This window comes from Novosphingobium sp. BL-S-21, assembly GCF_055521655.1.
This window is the reverse complement of record NZ_CM145495.1, coordinates 922,776-939,380: the sequence shown is the minus strand read 5'-3', so window position 1 is coordinate 939,380 and position 16,605 is coordinate 922,776. Positions and strand designations below refer to the sequence as shown.

Below are 16,605 nucleotides of genomic sequence, written 5' to 3'. Positions count from 1 at the left end.
CGATGGGCTCAGTCTTCTTCCCGCGGCGGCAGCCAGCCGAGCCCGGCGGAGATATGCCGCGCCGCTTCGCCCAGCATCCGGCGCGTTTCGTTGAGATCGGTTCGCTGGGAGCCGTCGATGGTCAGGAGAAACGGCAAGGTGAGCGCGGCGCTGACCTGCCCATCGAAGCCGAAGACCGGGAAGCTGATGTCGGTCACGCCGGACGCCCGCGCACTCGGCTGCATTTCATAGCCCTGCTCGCGGACCGTATCGAGGCGCTTTTCAAGCCGCCGCAGCGCTGCCTGGCTGGCGTCCGGCAAATCGGCGATCGCGGCCGCGCGGCGCTCCGGCGAGGTGAAGGCCAGGAGGACGTGCCCCGAACAGCTCGTCATCATGTCCACCACCGTGCCCAGCCGAATGCCGAAGCCTACCGGCCCGGCGTTCTCCTGGCGATGGATCACCGTGGCGGCAGCGCCGGTGCGGACCACCAGATGGCACGACTGGTTGGTATCGATCGACAACTGGTGCATGACCGGCGCCGCGACATTGCTCAAGGTATGTGCAGGCGTGGCGCGAAAGGCGACGTCCAGCACGCGGTAGGACACGCTGTAGCGGTCGTTGGCGGGATCCTTGCGCAGCCAGCCGCGCCGCTCCATCACGATGATGATGCGGAACACTTCGCTGATCGAACGCTCCAGCCGCTGGGCGATCTCGCTGATCGTAAGGCCGCTGGGATCGCGCGCGAAAAGTTCGAGGATCTCGATCCCTTTTTCCAGCGCGGGTGCGGAATAGGCACGCTTGCCGTCCGTCTCACCGCTTTCGGTGTCGGATCCGCGCTTTGCCCCTGATGCTCCTGCGGAGCGGACGTTGCCCAAAATCTTTGCCCTTCCTTGCTCCTGCCCGCCCCCCGCGAGCCACACGGCGGGGACCGTCCCCGCCGCGATCATCCTTGACGGCCGTTCGCTATCAGCCGGCCGCGACCACGCGCTGGTTCTGCTCGCCCAGACCCTCGATGCCCAGGCGCACGGCCTGGCCTGCCGAGAGGAAGCGAGGCGGATCGAAGCCCAGTCCGACACCGGCGGGCGTACCCGTCGATATCACGTCACCGGGCTGAAGGCTCATGAACTGGCTGAGATGCGAAATGATCGCCGCGACGGGGAAGATCATTTCGGCCGTGGTGCCGTCCTGCACGCGCTCGCCGTCCACTTCCAGCCAGAGGCGCATATCGTCCAGCGCCGGAGCCTCGTCGGGAGTGACCAGCCAGGGGCCGATCGGGCCGAACGTATCGCAGCCCTTGCCCTTGTCCCAGGTGCCGCCGCGATCGAACTGGAAGCTGCGTTCCGACACGTCGTGAACCACGCAGTAGCCGGCAACGTGGTCCAGGGCTTCGGCTTCGGAAATGTAGACCCCGCCCTTGCCGATCACCACGCCGAGTTCGACTTCCCAGTCCATCCGGTCCGAGCCGCGCGGCTTGACGATATCGTCATCCGGCCCGCAGATCGCGCTGGTCCACTTGTTGAACACCACCGGTTCCGACGGAATCGCCATGCCGCTTTCGCGGGCGTGGTCGCGGTAGTTGAGGCCGATGCACACGAACTTGCCGACACCGCCCACGCAAGGCCCGATCCGCGCGCCCTCGGGCGCAAGCGGCAGGCTTGCCAGGTCCAGCGCGCGCAGTGCAGCCAGCCCCTCCGGCGTCAGCACGTCGCCGGCGATATCCGGGACGATCTGCGATATGTCCCTGATGCGGCCTTCACCATCGAGGATTCCCGGGCGTTCCTGCCCCTTCTCACCGAACCGCACTAGCTTCACAGCATACTCCTTCGAAAGATAATCACGTCAACAGCCGGTCGAGGTGCGTATAGCCGCCGTCCGGAAATATCCATTGTCCCGTCGTGTGGCTGGCCCGCGCGGAGAGCAGAAAGACCACGGTGTCGGCCACTTCGCCGGCCATGGTCATGCGCCGCCCCAGAGGTACGCGCTCAGAAATCTCCGCCAGCTTGGCGCCGGGATCCTCGAAACTCTCGATCCACCGGGCATAGAGCGGCGTCATCACTTCGGCGGGCAGCACCGCGTTCACGCGAATGCCGTCCGCCAGCAACGCCGCCGCCCATTCGCGCGTGAGGCCGAGCTGCGCCGCCTTGGCGGCGACGTAGCCACTGGTCTGCCCCTGCCCGGTCACCGCCGTCTTGGACGAGATGTTGACGATGGCACCCCGGCTTTCGCGCAAGTGCGGCAGGCAGTGATGGGCGAGCCCGTAGTAATGCGCAAGGTTGGCGTGGACGGAGGCCATGAAGGCCTGCGTTCCGGCCTCCAACCCCACCCCGTCGTTCGCCCCGGCATTGTTGACCAGACCGTGGATCCCGCGGCCGGCGGCGGCGATCTCGGCGATCGCGTCCCGGCAGGCATCGTCGTCAGTGACATCGACTTGCAGGAACAGCGCATCGCCTTGCAGTTCGCGCAGCTCGGCTTCGAAGTCGGCGGCCAGGGGACTGCGCCCCAGGATCGCCGGAATGGCGCCTTCGCGCGCAAGGGCCAACGACACCGCGCCGCCGATACCCGCCCCGCCGCCGCTGACCACGACGACCTTGTCCTTCAGTTCCAGGTCCATCAGTCCACCCGGTACTGGGCGATCGATTCCGCCTTCATCTCGATGGAGAAGCCCGGGCGCTCCGGCGGCATATAGGCAGCATCCCGGATCACACAGGGGTCCACGAAGTGCTCGTGCAGATGGTCGACATATTCGATCACGCGGTCCTCCATCGTGCCCGAGAAGCAGAGGTAATCGATCATCGACAGATGCTGGACATATTCGCAGAGGCCCACCCCGCCGGCATGGGGCCAGACCGGCAGGTCGTACTTCGCGGCCATGAGCAGCACGCCCAAGATCTCGTTCACCCCGCCGATGCGGCAGCTGTCGATCTGCACGACGTCGATGGCTTCGCGCATCATGAACTGCTTGAACAGCATGCGGTTCTGGCACATCTCGCCCGTGGCGACACGAACCGGGTGGATCGCCTCGCGGATGGCCCGGTGCGCCTCGACATCGTCAGGACTGGTCGGCTCCTCGATGAACCAGGGCTTCGCGAAGGCCAGCGCATTGACCCAGTCGATGGCCTGCTGCCGTTCCCATATCTGGTTGGCATCGATCAGCAGGCGGCAATCCGGCCCGATCACCTCACGCGCGATGCGCACGCGGCGGATATCGTCCTCGAGATCGCGACCGACTTTCAGCTTGATCTGCCGGAAGCCTGCATCGACGGCCTCCTGCGCCAGACGGCGCAGCTTGTCGTCGGGATAGCCGAGCCAGCCTGCCGAAGTGGTGTAGCACGGGAAGCCGCTCTCCAGCAGCCGCTCCACCCGCTGTGCCTTGCCTTGCGCCTTGCGCGTCAGCAGTTCGAGCGCTTCCTCCGGGCCGATGCAATCGGTCATGTAGCGGAAGTCGATGGCCCGCACGATCTGCTCGGGGCTCATCTCGCCGATCAGCCGCCAGAGCGGCTTGCCCTCGACCTTCGCCCACCAGTCCCACACCGCATTGACAACGGCCCCGGCGGCCATGTGCATTGCGCCCTTGTCGGGGCCGATCCAGCGCAACTGGCTGTCGCCGGTGACATGACGCCAGAACCGGCCCGGATCGTCCCTGATCCAGTCCAGCTCCAGCCCCACGACCAGCGGCCGCAGAGCTTCGATCGCGGCGACGCAGATCTCGTTTCCGCGCCCGATGGTGAACGTAAGACCGTGCCCCTCGATATCGAGATCGTCGGTTTCCAGGATGACATAGGCCGCCGAATAATCGGGGTCGGGGTTCATGGCATCCGATCCGTCCAGCGCCAGGCTGGTCGGGAAGCGAATGTCGGCGGTGCGCAGGGCGGTAATGCGGCTCATTCGACGGTCCATCCGCCGTCGATCACGGCCGTGGTGCCGGTCGTGAACGCGCTTTCATCCGAAGCGAGGTAGGTCGCCAGCGCGGCAATCTCTTCCGGCCGGCCAAGCCGGCCCACCGGCTGGCGCGCGGCGAAGGCGCTGCGCGTCTCCTCGAAGGAGTTGCCGGTCGCCTCGGCCTGCGCCTTCATGCGCCCTACCAGCGACGGGCTTTCCACCGTGCCGGGACAGATCGCGTTGCAGCGGATTCCCATCTCCACGTAATCGGCCGCGATGGACTTGGTCAGCCCGATCACCGCCGCCTTGCTGGCGCCGTAGGCGAAGCGATTGCGCACCCCGATGATCGAAGAGGCAACCGAGGAGATGTTGACGATGGATCCCGTTCGCTTGTCCACCATGGCCGGGAGATACTCGCGGATCACGCGGAAAGCGGCCGTGACGTTGAGATCAAGCGCCTGCGCCCATTGTTCGTCGGTGCAGTCCAGCAAAGTACCGGGATGGACGATCCCGGCGCAGTTCACCAGAATGTCGCAGCTCCCCGTCGCGCGCGCCAGTTCCCGGATGGCCCCGGCATCGGTGAGGTCGACCACATGGGTCTCCACGCCCGCCAGGTCCGCCAGCCCTTCGCGGTCCCGGTCGACGGCATGAACCGCCGCGCCTTCCGCCACGAACCTTTCCGCGATCGCGCGGCCAATCCCTGCTGCCGCAGCGGTCACGACCGCGCTCTTACCGGCAAGTCTCATCAAGTACCTCGTTCGAATGGAGTGTCGGGCGATCCGGCTGGGCGTGACGTCAAGCGCCGGTTCCCATGGCCGTTTCGCGGCAGGCAGCCAGATCGCCGTCACCGGCTAGCTGGAAATAGGCACGGCGGGCATTGCCGCCCATGATGGCGTCACGGTCCCCCGCGCCGAGCGGCGCCAGGAGCTTCAACGCGAGCGCGTGAACCTCGCGGTAACTGGCGGCCAGTTCGCAGACCGGCCAGTCGGAGCCATAGATGAGCCGACCGGGTCCGAAGCAGTTTAGCAGATGCTCCATGTAGCGCAGCATCTGCAACTCGCTCCAGTCCCGTCCGCGCGCCTGAGTAACGAGGCCGGACAGCTTGCAGAACACCGGATAGGCCTGCGCGACATGGGCGATCCGGCTTGCCCAGGGCTCCCATTCGCCCGCCGCAATTCCCGGCTTGGCACCGTGATCGATGACGATGCGGCCCGGCCCCACGGCATCGAGAAAGGCGGGAACGCCCTCAAGCTGCGGCGCGTGAATGAGAAGGTCGTAGGCATAACCGGCTTCCAGAACCTGCCGCACGCCGCGCCGGAAATCCGGGCGCTCCAGGAAGTCCGGATCGGGCTCGTCCTGCACATGGTGGCGAAAACCGATCAGGCTTGGCTCGTCTGCCAGCACGGCAAGACGTTCGGAAAGATCGGGAGCGGTCAGGTCTATCCAGCCCACCACGCCCACGATTGCGGCATGGTTTGCAGCCAGGTCCAGCAACCAGCGAGTCTCGCCTTCGCTCTGGCGCGCCTGAACGGCAATGGAGCCCGCGATTCCGCAAGCGGTGAGATCGTTTGCAATAAGGTCGGGAGTGAAATCCCGATCGATGCCGGAGCCCGCCTCGATCCACGGGTATGCCCCCGGATCATAGGCCCAGAAATGCTGGTGCGCATCGATATGGCCCGACATCATCGATCGGCGCTCCTCTCTCTCACTGCCGTATTTGACAGCATCTTCTATATGTGAAAATTTAGCGAGCGATCGGGCATAGCGCAAGCGTCAATCTTTTTTGGAAGACGGTTGCGCGCGAAAGACCGGCGAAGCACAAGTCCTGAGGACGGGACGGAGAGGATGGAAATGGAGACGATCCTGGCGGCAGACTTGCCGGCGGTTTCACCGACGGGGCAACTTGCACCGGAAGAGCCCGGCACCCCTTCGCGCTTCGTATTTCCGGGGTTCTGGCCCGGCTTCGTGCTGGTAACGAGCGTGTTCTTCGCCTGGGCCCTGGCAAACAACCTGAACGATATCCTCATCCGCCAGTTCCAGAAGGCCCTCGCCCTCTCGCGCGGAGAGGCCGGTTTCATCCAGTTCGTGTTCTACCTCGCCTATTTCGTCTGGGCGCTCCCTGCCGGCTTCTTGCTCAAGCGCTTCGGCTACCGGGCGGGACTGCTGACAGGGCTTGGCCTCTACGCGCTGGGCGCGCTGCTGTTCTTTCCCGCGGCAGAAGTGCACCGCTACTGGGCCTTCCTGCTCGCCTTGTTCGTAATCGCCTCGGGCGCAGCATTTCTAGAGACTTCGGCAAACCCCTATGTCGCTCGCTTCGGCGACCCATCGCGCGCCTCGCAGCGGCTTACCTTGGCGCAGGGCTTCAACGGGCTTGGCGCCGTCGTTGCCCCGATCCTGGGCGGGCTCTTCATCTTCTCGGGCGTAGAGCACAGCGCGGCCGACCTCTCGGCGATGACCCATGCCCAACTCGAAGCCTGGCGCGGCACCGAGGCGGACATGGTCAAGATCCCTTACTTGTGCCTTGCCGGCTTCGTCGTGATCCTCGCCGCCGGGCTCGCGCGGGTTCGCTTGCCGCGAATCGAGAGCGCGCCGAACGACGCCCTGACCGGTGCCTCCACCGGCAGCTTGCGCACCGTGCTGGCCAATCGCCTCCTGCTCGGCGCCGTGATCGCCCAGTTCTTCTACGTCGGCGCGCAAGTCGGGATCTGGAGTTTCTTCGTGGACTTCACCAAGCACCTTGCCCCGCAGACGCCCGAGCGGACCGCTGCATTCCTGCTCTCCGGCAGCCTCGTGCTGTTCATGGCGGGCCGCTTCGTGGGCGCCGCCCTGATGCACCGCGTGCCGGCGGCAAAGTTGCTCCTGGGTTTCGCGCTCGCCAACATCGTCATGGTCGCACTGGCCATGTCGCTGAGCGGCGTGGCCGCCATTGCCTGCCTGGCGCTTACCAGCTTCTTCATGTCGATCATGTTTCCCACGATCTTTGCGCTGGGCATTCGCGATCTGGGTGCGGGTACCACGATGGGGTCTTCGCTGATCGTCATGGCCGTAATCGGCGGCGCCGTGTTCCCGCCGCTGATGGGCCTCCTCAGCGAGCGCGCGGATCTTCAGGTGGCGATGGCGCTGCCGCTGTTCTGCTTCGCCGCAGTGGCGCGCTTTGCCTGGGGCGCAGCCTCCCGTCCCTCGCCCGGATGACAATTGGCGTTAACTTCCTGGCCCTGGGAACTTTTCCGGATTGTCCCGCATTCTCAAGCCGGCAATGACAGGGCAGACAAGGCGCGGCGCCAGTGAGGACCGCAACGGTTCCCGGCGCCCGGAGGATGCAAATGAAGATCTACACCCTGAAGTTCGCACAGCCACACGGGGCTGGCGAAACCATCCATTTTGAAGCGTTCGATTTGCCCGAGGCCCTCATGCTAGCCCACCGAGAGGCCGCCACCCGCGACGCCGAGCTATGGGACGGCGAGACCCGGCTCTGTGCTATCCGCCGGTCGAAGGACGCCCCCTTGCGCCGCTCCCCTATCGTCGCGGCGCCCGATATCGACACTGACGTCGCCGCCTGAGCCTGCTCCGGACCCTCCTCGAATAGAAATCCAGTGCGGGAAAAACCGGTTTTTCCGCCACATACCGGGCACTTTGGCTCGGTATATCGGTTGAGCCTGCTGAATGCAGGCAAGGCTGGATGGGACCGGGCATGAGCAACAAGACAACACCTCGCGGCACCGCGCTGCGCCTTCGATTGGCTTCCGCGCTTGTCGTGACCAGTATCTGCGTCGCTCTCTGCGCCAACACGGCGCCGGTGCCTTCGCCTGCGGACCAGTATGGCGCCCTGTTCTCGGACGTACAGGAGAACAAGATCTTCGAGGACGGCAAGACGTTCGTCGATGCCGTGCCCCGCACTGATCCCGCAACGATCATGCGCAAGTTCGAGGCAGCGAAGCCCACGACGCCTCAGGAACTGCGCGCCTTCGTCCTGGCCGAGTTCATCGTCCCCGGCATAAACGACACCGCGCCGACCGCGATGCGCGCCCACATTAAGGCACTCTGGCCGCAACTCGTCCGCCGAGACGCACAAGCCCCGCACGCGGGAGATTCCGCGATCCATCTCGAACAGCCCTACGTCGTTCCAGGCGGCCGTTTCCGCGAGATGTACTACTGGGACTCTTATTTTACCATGCTCGGCCTCGTTGCAGACAAACGTGACGATCTTGTCGAAAGCATGATCGACAACTTCACCAGTCTGATCGAACGCTTCGGCCATATTCCCAACGGAACGCGCACTTACTATCTGAGCCGTTCACAGCCGCCGTTCTTTGCGCTCATGCTCGACCTGTCGAAGCAAACTGATACCGCGGTGCGCGCCCGCCGCCTTGCGGCACTGCGCAAGGAATACGCCTATTGGATGGCCGGCGAAGGTTGCGCGCAGAAATCCAAGAAACCCTGTGACCGCGTGATGCCGATGCCGGATGGTAGCCTTCTAAATCGCTACTGGGACGATCGCGACACGCCGCGCGACGAGTCCTTCGCCGAAGATCGCGCAACCGCGGCAAAAGCATCCGGCCGTCCACCCGAGCAGATGTACCGAAACCTGCGCGCCGGCGCGGAAAGCGGATGGGACTTCAGCTCACGCTGGCTTACCGATCCAAAGGATCTCTCCACGATCGAGACGACATCGATCGTGCCCATCGACCTCAATGCCTTGCTCTGGGCGATAGAGCGGCACATTGCCAAGCAATGTGCACAAGCGGGCGACAGGCCCTGCGCTAAAGAATTCGTCAAGCGGGCCGATCTACGCAAAGCCTCCGTCGATCGGTATCTGTGGCTGGGCAAGGAAGCCCGCTACTCCGATTGGGCCTGGTATGATCGCAAGGCAACGCCCGTCCTGTCGAGCGCAACTCTCTATCCTCTGTTCGTCGGCATGGCCTCCACCGGACAAGCCAGAGCGGTTGCGAATACGACCCGGGACAAGCTGATCGCGCCAGGCGGGCTGCGCACGACAAACCTCCGCACGGGCCAACAGTGGGACGCACCAAACGGCTGGGCTCCCCTTCAATGGGTCGCCATCGAGGGTCTGGAGCGGTACGGCCACAAAGACTTGGCGCAAGACATCGCGACCCGCTGGATCAAGACGGTCGAAGTCACCTACCAAGAAACCGGAAAAATGCTCGAAAAGTACGATGTAGAGGAGCGTCTGCCCGGCGGCGGCGGTGAGTATCCGCTCCAGGACGGCTTTGGCTGGACCAACGGCGTGGCAAGCGCGATCCTGGAGCGTTACCTGATCAGCACAGACTGATCGGCATGGCGGGCGGGGATGTCTACCAGACTCGGCCAACAGGCGCATCTGGTCCCGGACGGCCGAACATGAGCGTGGCCGACACCGGGCAATTTTCCGGAAGGTTGCCCGGCTGCTATCCGTTGTCGAAAACAAATCGGGCGCGTGAAAGTTGGCGCCGGTGGAAACGGCGGCAGCTAAAGTTTCCGATCGAGTTCTACACGCAGCGACCTTCCGTGATAGCGCACTTCCTGGCCTTCCGCCTCGCTCAACCCAGTGCCGGACTTCGGAGCTACGACCACAACTCTGAAGATGCGGCTCTGGGCCATCCCTGGGTATCGCCCTCGTCGCGGTCCGATGGTCAATGTGCCGGCCTTGTCGTCCAGGCTCAATTCGATCGTTGCCCGCTCGCCGCGCCGCCAGCCCTGACCATCTCCCGCATCATCGTAAAGGGTGAACCGTCCGTCTGCCCCGCGATAGATGCGCAGTTCGACCGGGAGGTTCGGCGAAGCATCCGCATATTGGACCGGTGACCCCAAGGGCAGAATAGTCCCGGCAGCGACATGGACCGGCAGACGGTCGATCGGCGCCGCGACGGAAATCCGCTGGCCGCCCCGGATGCGCTCGCCCGTCCAGAAGTCATACCAGTCGGTGCCGCTCGGCAGGTAGACCTCGCGTGATGTCGCGGCTTTCTGCACCACGGGACTGATGAGGATGGACCGGCCAAACATATATTCGTCCGGCAGGTCGCGCGCGTCCATGTCATCCCGGAAACGCATCCCGATCGGATAAAGGAAGGAAGCGCCCCGGTCGGTGACCTGCCATGACTGTGCCTAGAGATAGGGCAGCAACCGGTAACGCAAGGCGATTGCAGAAAGCAGGGGCGCGCGCGCTGCCTCCGGGAAGCTGTATACTTCCTTGCCGGCACCCGTGCCGTGGATGCGAAACATCGGATTGAACACCGCCGACTGAAGCCAACGCGTGAACAGTTCCTGGTAACCGATGTCCGCCGGGTTGTCGCCGAAGAAGCCACCGATGTCGACCGACCAATAAGGAATGCCGCTCATCGAGAAATTCACGCCGGCGGGGATCTGTTTCCGGAACACGGGCCAACTGCCTGCCACGTCGCCCGACCAAGTGATCGCGGCATTGCGTTGCTGTCCGGCCCATGCCGAACGTGTGAGGATGATCGGCCTCTTCGCCGGATAGTCTGCGCGCATGCCGTCATGGACGGCTGCCGTGTGCATGAGCGGATAGGCATTGTAGACCTCGGCGCCGGGGCCGGTCTCCGTGGTGACATCACGCATCTGCCCCCAGGCGCCGCCCAGTTCGGCCTCGCTTCCGTCCAGCCAGTAGCCATCGAAGCCGTTGACACCCAACCGAGCGGAGATCTGCTTCCAGTAGAGGCTGCGTCCGTTCTTCGAGAAGGCGTCGTACCAGCGTCCCCGTCCGGCGGGATAGACGTTGTTGTAGGTCTCCGGATAGAGCGCGCCGGCCCTATCAAGTTCTTTCGTGGTATCGAGGTCGAGATCGAACCGGGGCCATACCGAGACGATGCTGTGCACATGCTGGTCGTGTAGCGAAGCCAGCATCTTCTTGGGATCAGGATAGCGGGCGGGGTCCATCAATTGGCTGCCCCACGCGCCAGGCTTCCAATATTGCCAGTCCTGAACCACGGCATCCAGCGGTATGCCAAGCCGCCGATACTCCGCCGCCACACCGAGCAATTCGGCCTGCGACTTGTAACGTTCCTTCGACTGCCAGAGCCCCCAGGTCCAGCGCGCCATGAGCGGAGCCTGCCCGGTCAGATCGCGATAGGCCCCGATGATATCGTCCACGTCAGGACCGGCGAAGAGGAAGTAATCGATCCCTTTCCCCGCTTGGGAGCGGAACACGATTTGCTCGCGGGCCTGCGGGACATCGACGTCGACATCGGTGACGGCGGGATTGTTCCAGAAGAGACCATAGCCGCGCGTCGATACCAGCACGGGAACGCCGACATCGGTATTGGCCTGCTGGAGCCGCGTGGTCGTGCCGATAAAGTCCAGAACCCCGGTCTGATGCTGGCCGAGACCGTAAATGCCTTGCGAGCCTTCCAGCCGGAAGCGCTGTTGCACGGCACCGTCGAGATCTGGCGTAGAGCCCATTTTCTGGGTCAGTGGATCACTCTCGGCGATGATCGGCGCACCATCTTCGCCTAGCATCGCGACTGCGCCTGACTTCTTGTCGACGGCTATTTGCATCGCCGATGTCGTCAGCAGAAACCGGGAATCATTTTCCGACATGGACCAGCGGATCAACTTCGGAACACCTACGATCGCAAGGTCGCGCCCTGCTGACTTTGAAGCAGACGTACCGCTCGTGATGTGCACGGTTCGGTCGTTCCAGAAGGTAATGGTGAAAGAGGTTCCGCTACGCCGAAACGTAGCACCCGTCGCGGTTTTGCTCTCCACGGCAACTGATGAAGACAAGCTGGTAGAGGGTGGCTGCCAAGGCGCCTGAGCCTGAGCCGCGGCCGTCATAAAAATGGCGCATGTCGCTATACAACGCCCTAACGCCTTCATTCCTGGCCCTCTCCTAAGCTATATTGCAAGGAGTATAATAATGACATCGATGGTCAAGGCAATTTTGAATAAATGTAATTGCGGATTCTGCACGGATACTGGAGCAAAGATGGTTCATGCGCACTGGTCCATGGTCAGGTCCCCCTGCCGAGTGATTGCCGGAAGCTCCGGGAGCGTTTGAACGGTCCGATTTACTTCAGGGATCAGGCTGCTTGGCCTGTCAACTCCCTCCCATCCCTCGCTCCCGAGCATAGTGCCACCGAATCCACAACGAGACATGAGATTATCTCAACGTTGCATGGCGGCGATCTCATGACACGCCACGGGTCCGATCGTGTTGTTATTACCCACGAGGAGGCACCGCTCCCGCCCGGCGCCTGACCCGTAAGCAGAGGAATTCAACATGCAACAGCGTGAACTGGGCGCTAACGGTCCAAACGTGTCCGCCATCGGTCTGGGCTGCATGGGCATGAGCTGGTCCTACGGCCCGCCCAAGGATCGACAGGAGATGATCGCCCTTATTCGCGAGGCCGTGGAACGGGGCGTGACCTTCTTCGACACTGCCGAAGTCTACGGGCCGCGCCTCAACGAGGAATTGGTCGGTGAGGCCCTCGCACCCTTCAAGGGGCAGGTCTTCATCGCCACCAAGTTCGGCTTCGAAGCAGCCCCCGGCGACACGGATCGCTGGAGCAAGCTCAACAGTCGGCCCGAGCACATCCGCAAAGTGGTGGAGGAATCGCTCGCCCGCCTGCGGGTCGAGGCGATCGACCTTTACTATCAGCATCGTGTCGATCCCGATGTGCCGATCGAGGATGTCGCGGGTGCGGTCAGGACGCTGATCGAGGAAGGCAAAGTCAAGCATTTCGGCCTGTCCGAAGCTGGCGTCGGCACGATACGCCGCGCGCACGCCGTGCAGCCGGTGGCCGCATTGCAAAGTGAATATTCGCTGTGGTGGCGCGAACCGGAGGATGAGGTCATTCCGGCGCTGCTGGAACTGGGCATCTCGCTTGTCCCGTTCAGCCCGCTGGGCAAGGGCCTCCTGACCGGCGCTCTGGGTGCCGATGCGGCCTTCGGCGGCGATGATTTCCGCAGCACGGTCCCGCGCTTCCAGGCGGAGAACATCAAGGCCAACCAGGCGCTGGTGGACATCATCCGCCGCTTCGCCGCCGATCGGGGCGTAACCCCCGCACAAGTGGCGCTGGCCTGGCTGCTGGCCAAGCATCCTTCGATCGTCCCCATTCCTGGCACCACGAAAGTGGACAGGCTCATCGAAAACCTGGGCGCGGCCACGCTCGCCCTCTCTACGGATGACGTCGAGACATTGGAGGCTGCATCCAGTCAGGTCCGCATCGCCGGGGACCGTTACTCGGCCGCACAAGCTGCGATGGTGGGACGTTGAGATGACCGTACATTACGACTTCTCCGGCCAGGTCGCCTTCGTCACCGGCGCGGGCAAGGGCATGGGCCTCGCCGCCGCGCAAGCCTTCGCCCGTGCGGGCGCTGCTATCGTGCTGGCGGATATCGACGGCGATCTTGCCGAAACCGAAGCCGCCAAGCTCCGCGACGCGGGACATCGCGCCGTCGGCATCGCCTGCGACGTGGCCGACGAGGCGCAAGTATCCGCCGCTGTCGACCGCGCGGTGGCGGAGTACGGCCGTCTCGACATGGCGTTCAACAACGCGGGCATCCAGGTGCCGCCCAGCGATGCTGCCGACGAGCCTGCGGAAAACTTCGATCGGGTGAATGCCGTCAACTTGCGCGGCGTATGGGCCTCCATGAAACATGAGCTGCGCCCCATGCGCGCGCAGGGCTGCGGCGCGATCGTCAATTGCTCCTCGCTCGGCGGACTTGTCGGCCTGCCCGGTCGGGCGGCCTATCACGCGTCGAAGCACGGCGTGATCGGTCTTACCAAGAGTGCTGCGGTCGAATATGCGCCGCGCGGTATCCGGATCAACGCCGTGTGCCCCGGCACCATCGACACGCCGATGGTCGCCGAGATGCGCGACGGTCAATCGGACGCCATGACCGAAATCCTGAAGATGCAACCGATCGGCCGCCTTGGGCACGCCGACGAGGTCGCGCAGGCCGTGCTCTGGCTGTGCAGCCCCGGTTCCAGCTTCGTCCTCGGCGTCGCGCTGCCGGTCGACGGCGGCTTCGTCGCCCATTGATCGGCGCCGTTCCCATGCGCCTTCTCCTTACAGCCATGACAGGACTGATCCTCATGACCAGCACAGCACAGGCCCAGCAGCCCCATGTCGAAGGCCGCCGCCTTTCGCCCGAGCAAGTGCGCAAGGTGGCCCCGGCCCTCGAAAAATACACGCAGGACCGTCTCTACGGCGACGTCTGGAAACGCCCCGGCCTTGACCGGCGCGATCGCAGCCTCATCACCGTGGCCGCCTTGATTGCACGCGGGCAGGCGCCGGCGCTCACCTACTACGCCGATCAGGCGATCGAGAACGGCGTGAAGCCGCGCGAGATTTCCGAGACGATCACGCACCTCGCCTACTATTCGGGCTGGGGCAACGCGATGGCGGCAGTAGGCCCCGTTGGCGAAGTCTTTGCCCGGCGCGGCATCGGCAGCGATCAGCTTCCCGCCCAGACGCCGCCGCCGCTTCCTCTCGATGAGGCAGCGGAGGCCGTGCGCAAGCAACGAGTTGGCGAACTCTATGACAGCGTTGCCCCCGGTCTGGTGGGCTACACCACCGACTATCTGTTTCGCGACCTCTGGCTCCGCCCGGACCTCGCCCCGCGCGAGCGCAGCCTGGTGACGGTGGCCGCGCTGATCGCCGCGGGACAGACGGAGCAGGTCAGCTACCATCTCGGCCGCGCAATGGATGCGGGCCTCAGCCAGGAACAGGCAGCCGAAGTGATCACCCACCTCGCCTTCTACACCGGCTGGCCCAATGCCATGTCCGCGCTGGCCGTCGCCAAAGACGTGTTCGCCCAGCGCGCCGCGAAATGAGCGGCGCCACGATCCGGCGTTCGGCGAATATATTGAGGGTGGCCGCCGTTTGCGCGGCGTCTCCGGTCGCGGCGCAGACGGCGGAGGCCGGGGTCAGCCGCGCAGAAGAACGCACTGCCACATCCGGACCGACCTCGAACTTCACCGGCTCCGTCACGGTGCGTCCGGTCTTTCCCGCATCGCCGCCCAGCGCGGTTTCCGCCGGCGAAGTAACCTTTCAGCCGGGCGCCCGATCGAACTGGCATCGCCACCCGATGGGCCAGCACCTCATCGTCACCGCTGGCCTGGGCTGGACCCAAATCGAAGGCGGGCCAGTTGTGGAGATGCGGCCCGGCGATGCCGTCTGGTGTCCGCCCGGTGTGAAGCACTGGCATGGCGCATCTCCCCGAGAGGGCGTCGCGCATATCGCGATCCAGGAAACGGTGGGCGGCGCGAACGTCGAATGGCTCGAACCGGTGACGGCCGCCCAGTACCGGCGCTAGGTTCCCGATAGAACAAACCCGCTTGGGATCGCGCGAAAGCACTCCTATGAGCAGAACAGCCACAGGAGTATCTTATCCCGCGATGAGCTTCAGCCGATCAGACATAGCCAATCTCAGCTACTTCCTGGCCATCGCAAGGCACAGAAACTTCCGGCGCGCCGGTGTCGAACTCGGCGTAAGTGCCTCGGCGCTCAGCCACTCACTGCGCGGTCTTGAGGAACGTCTGGATGTGCGGTTGCTCAACCGGACAAATCGCAGCGTCACACTGACAGCTGCGGGCGAAGCACTGCTGGCCGAAATCGCCGATCCTTTCGAGCGCATCGATGCGGCCGTCGACACACTGAACCGGTTTCGCGGATCCCCGGCGGGCCGTATCCGGCTGAACGTGCCAGACCAGGCTGCGATCCACCTGCTCGCGCCAGTTATGCCAGCGTTCCTCGATCGCTATCCTGACGTCGAGATCGATCTCTGCGTCAACAACAGCATCGTCGACATCGTAAACCAGGGTTTCGATGCCGGCATCCGTTTCGGCGGAACCGTGCCTGCGGACATGATCGCCCAGCGACTGACGCGCGACTTGCGGTGGGTCGTGGCCGGATCGCCTGCCTATCTGGAGCGCTTCGGCATTCCGCAGCACCCCGAGGACCTGCAGGACCACCGATGCGTGCAGATCAAGCTAGGCGACGACCGAACTTACAGCTGGGAATTCGACCGGGGTGCGGAAACGCTCTCGATCTCAGTTCCCGGCCGCATATCGATGAATGACAGCGAGACGGCCGTGGCTCTCGCCCGGCATGGTGCAGCCCTGATTTACGCCACGGAAGATAGCGTGGCGGAAGAGGTGGCGCGCGGGGAACTGCAGCTGGTCCTTACCGAATGGGCTTCGCTCGATGATGGGCTGCACATCTACTATCCCGGCCGCAGGCAGTTGCCCGTCCCGCTGCGGCTGCTGATCGACCTGATCCGCGAATTGAATCCGATCGGCGATTGAAACCGACGACTGCATGCTGGAAGGCAACCATGAAGCTCATTCTGACAACGCTCTGTGCCCTGTCCCTCGCTACCGGCATTGCCCCCGCGTCTGCCCGGGACCAAGGGAAGCCGGATCTTGGCACGGCCATGGTTCGCATGGCCGAACTCGAAATAGATCCCGCACAGCTCGATGCCTATAAGGCGATCCTGGCGGAGGAGCAGGAAGCCTCGGTCCGCCTGGAGCCGGGCGTCCTGATGCTCCATTCCTTCGCCATCGCCGAGACGCCGGCCAAGATCAGGCTGCTTGAAGTCTACGCCAGCAAAGCTGCCTATGAGAGCCACATTCGCTCACCGCAGTTCCTGAAATACAAGATTTCGACGGAAAAGATGGTGAGGTCACTGCGACTGGTCGACATCGACCCGATCCTTCTTTGCGCTAAATCCACCGGGACATCCGGCGGACAGGGCGTTTGCACCGGCCCGGTCAAGTAGCGCGCG

The 16,605-nt window shown here is 64.1% G+C and carries 17 protein-coding genes; 9 read left to right on the top strand and 8 right to left on the bottom strand.

Translation table 11 applies throughout. The features are described from left to right. Nucleotides 1-8 precede the first annotated feature (8 nt). The 6 genes from ACZ1J6_RS03650 to ACZ1J6_RS03625 form a co-directional block, all read right to left on the bottom strand. Nucleotides 9-854, bottom strand: coding sequence for an IclR family transcriptional regulator (locus tag ACZ1J6_RS03650; protein WP_431569077.1), 846 nt, complete (start codon nucleotides 852-854; stop codon nucleotides 9-11). A gap of 91 nt (nucleotides 855-945) precedes the next feature. Beyond that, entirely contained in the window at nucleotides 946-1,791 is an 846-nt protein-coding gene (locus ACZ1J6_RS03645; RefSeq protein ID WP_431569078.1) for a fumarylacetoacetate hydrolase family protein, read from the bottom strand. Between the two features lie 22 nt (nucleotides 1,792-1,813). Continuing rightward, the gene (locus tag ACZ1J6_RS03640) at nucleotides 1,814-2,590 is read right to left on the bottom strand and encodes an L-fucose dehydrogenase (protein ID WP_431569079.1); all 777 of its coding nucleotides are present in this window, start codon (nucleotides 2,588-2,590) and stop codon (nucleotides 1,814-1,816) included. After that, nucleotides 2,590-3,864 (bottom strand): L-fuconate dehydratase, encoded by a 1,275-nt coding sequence (locus ACZ1J6_RS03635; protein WP_431569080.1) that lies wholly within the window; start codon nucleotides 3,862-3,864, stop codon nucleotides 2,590-2,592. Before ACZ1J6_RS03635 ends, ACZ1J6_RS03640 begins: the two co-directional genes overlap by 1 nt. Then, nucleotides 3,861-4,604: an SDR family oxidoreductase gene (locus ACZ1J6_RS03630; protein ID WP_314466146.1), complete on the bottom strand. Its 744-nt coding sequence runs from the start codon at nucleotides 4,602-4,604 to the stop codon at nucleotides 3,861-3,863. The genes ACZ1J6_RS03635 and ACZ1J6_RS03630 overlap by 4 nt, the downstream gene beginning before the upstream one ends. Nucleotides 4,605-4,653: 49 nt before the next feature. Then, the gene (locus tag ACZ1J6_RS03625) at nucleotides 4,654-5,544 is read right to left on the bottom strand and encodes an amidohydrolase family protein (protein ID WP_465127419.1); all 891 of its coding nucleotides are present in this window, start codon (nucleotides 5,542-5,544) and stop codon (nucleotides 4,654-4,656) included. A 165-nt stretch (nucleotides 5,545-5,709) separates the two neighbouring features. Here ACZ1J6_RS03625 and fucP point away from each other — a divergent pair, with 165 nt between their 5' ends. The 3 genes from fucP (at nucleotide 5,710) to treF (ending at nucleotide 9,148) form a co-directional block, all read left to right on the top strand. After that, nucleotides 5,710-7,050, top strand: a complete 1,341-nt coding sequence (gene fucP, locus ACZ1J6_RS03620) for an L-fucose:H+ symporter permease (protein WP_431569082.1) — start codon at nucleotides 5,710-5,712, stop codon at nucleotides 7,048-7,050. A 131-nt stretch (nucleotides 7,051-7,181) separates the two neighbouring features. After that, nucleotides 7,182-7,418 carry a hypothetical protein gene (locus tag ACZ1J6_RS03615; protein WP_314466139.1) on the top strand — a complete coding sequence of 79 codons (237 nt, stop codon included), beginning with the start codon at nucleotides 7,182-7,184 and terminating at the stop codon, nucleotides 7,416-7,418. A gap of 131 nt (nucleotides 7,419-7,549) precedes the next feature. Beyond that, nucleotides 7,550-9,148, top strand: a complete 1,599-nt coding sequence (gene treF / locus ACZ1J6_RS03610; protein WP_465127418.1) for an alpha,alpha-trehalase TreF — start codon at nucleotides 7,550-7,552, stop codon at nucleotides 9,146-9,148. A 176-nt stretch (nucleotides 9,149-9,324) separates the two neighbouring features. On the opposite strand, the gene ACZ1J6_RS03605 is transcribed toward treF, so the two are convergent. Together ACZ1J6_RS03605 and ACZ1J6_RS03600 are read right to left on the bottom strand one after the other, a co-directional pair. Beyond that, nucleotides 9,325-9,888, bottom strand: a complete 564-nt coding sequence (locus ACZ1J6_RS03605) for a DUF5110 domain-containing protein (RefSeq protein ID WP_465127417.1) — start codon at nucleotides 9,886-9,888, stop codon at nucleotides 9,325-9,327. A gap of 72 nt (nucleotides 9,889-9,960) precedes the next feature. Further along, nucleotides 9,961-11,499, bottom strand: a complete 1,539-nt coding sequence (locus tag ACZ1J6_RS03600) for a glycoside hydrolase family 31 protein (protein ID WP_465127416.1) — start codon at nucleotides 11,497-11,499, stop codon at nucleotides 9,961-9,963. Nucleotides 11,500-12,094: 595 nt separating this feature from the next. On the opposite strand from ACZ1J6_RS03600, the gene ACZ1J6_RS03595 reads away from it, so the two are divergent. The 6 genes from ACZ1J6_RS03595 to ACZ1J6_RS03570 are packed head-to-tail and all read left to right on the top strand — an operon-like array spanning nucleotide 12,095 to nucleotide 16,599. Next, nucleotides 12,095-13,090 carry an aldo/keto reductase gene (locus ACZ1J6_RS03595; protein ID WP_465127415.1) on the top strand — a complete coding sequence of 332 codons (996 nt, stop codon included), beginning with the start codon at nucleotides 12,095-12,097 and terminating at the stop codon, nucleotides 13,088-13,090. 1 nt (nucleotide 13,091) lies between these two features. After that, the gene (locus tag ACZ1J6_RS03590) at nucleotides 13,092-13,859 is read left to right on the top strand and encodes a glucose 1-dehydrogenase (protein ID WP_431569086.1); all 768 of its coding nucleotides are present in this window, start codon (nucleotides 13,092-13,094) and stop codon (nucleotides 13,857-13,859) included. A gap of 53 nt (nucleotides 13,860-13,912) precedes the next feature. Continuing rightward, complete coding sequence (locus tag ACZ1J6_RS03585) at nucleotides 13,913-14,653, top strand: carboxymuconolactone decarboxylase family protein (protein ID WP_431569087.1); 741 nt, start codon at nucleotides 13,913-13,915, stop codon at nucleotides 14,651-14,653. After that, nucleotides 14,650-15,135: a (R)-mandelonitrile lyase gene (locus ACZ1J6_RS03580; RefSeq protein ID WP_431569088.1), complete on the top strand. Its 486-nt coding sequence runs from the start codon at nucleotides 14,650-14,652 to the stop codon at nucleotides 15,133-15,135. The genes ACZ1J6_RS03585 and ACZ1J6_RS03580 overlap by 4 nt, the downstream gene beginning before the upstream one ends. 22 nt (nucleotides 15,136-15,157) lie before the next feature. Continuing rightward, nucleotides 15,158-16,126: a LysR family transcriptional regulator gene (locus ACZ1J6_RS03575; RefSeq protein ID WP_465127414.1), complete on the top strand. Its 969-nt coding sequence runs from the start codon at nucleotides 15,158-15,160 to the stop codon at nucleotides 16,124-16,126. Nucleotides 16,127-16,155: 29 nt separating this feature from the next. Then, nucleotides 16,156-16,599, top strand: coding sequence for a putative quinol monooxygenase (locus ACZ1J6_RS03570; RefSeq protein WP_465127413.1), 444 nt, complete (start codon nucleotides 16,156-16,158; stop codon nucleotides 16,597-16,599). Nucleotides 16,600-16,605 lie beyond the last annotated feature (6 nt).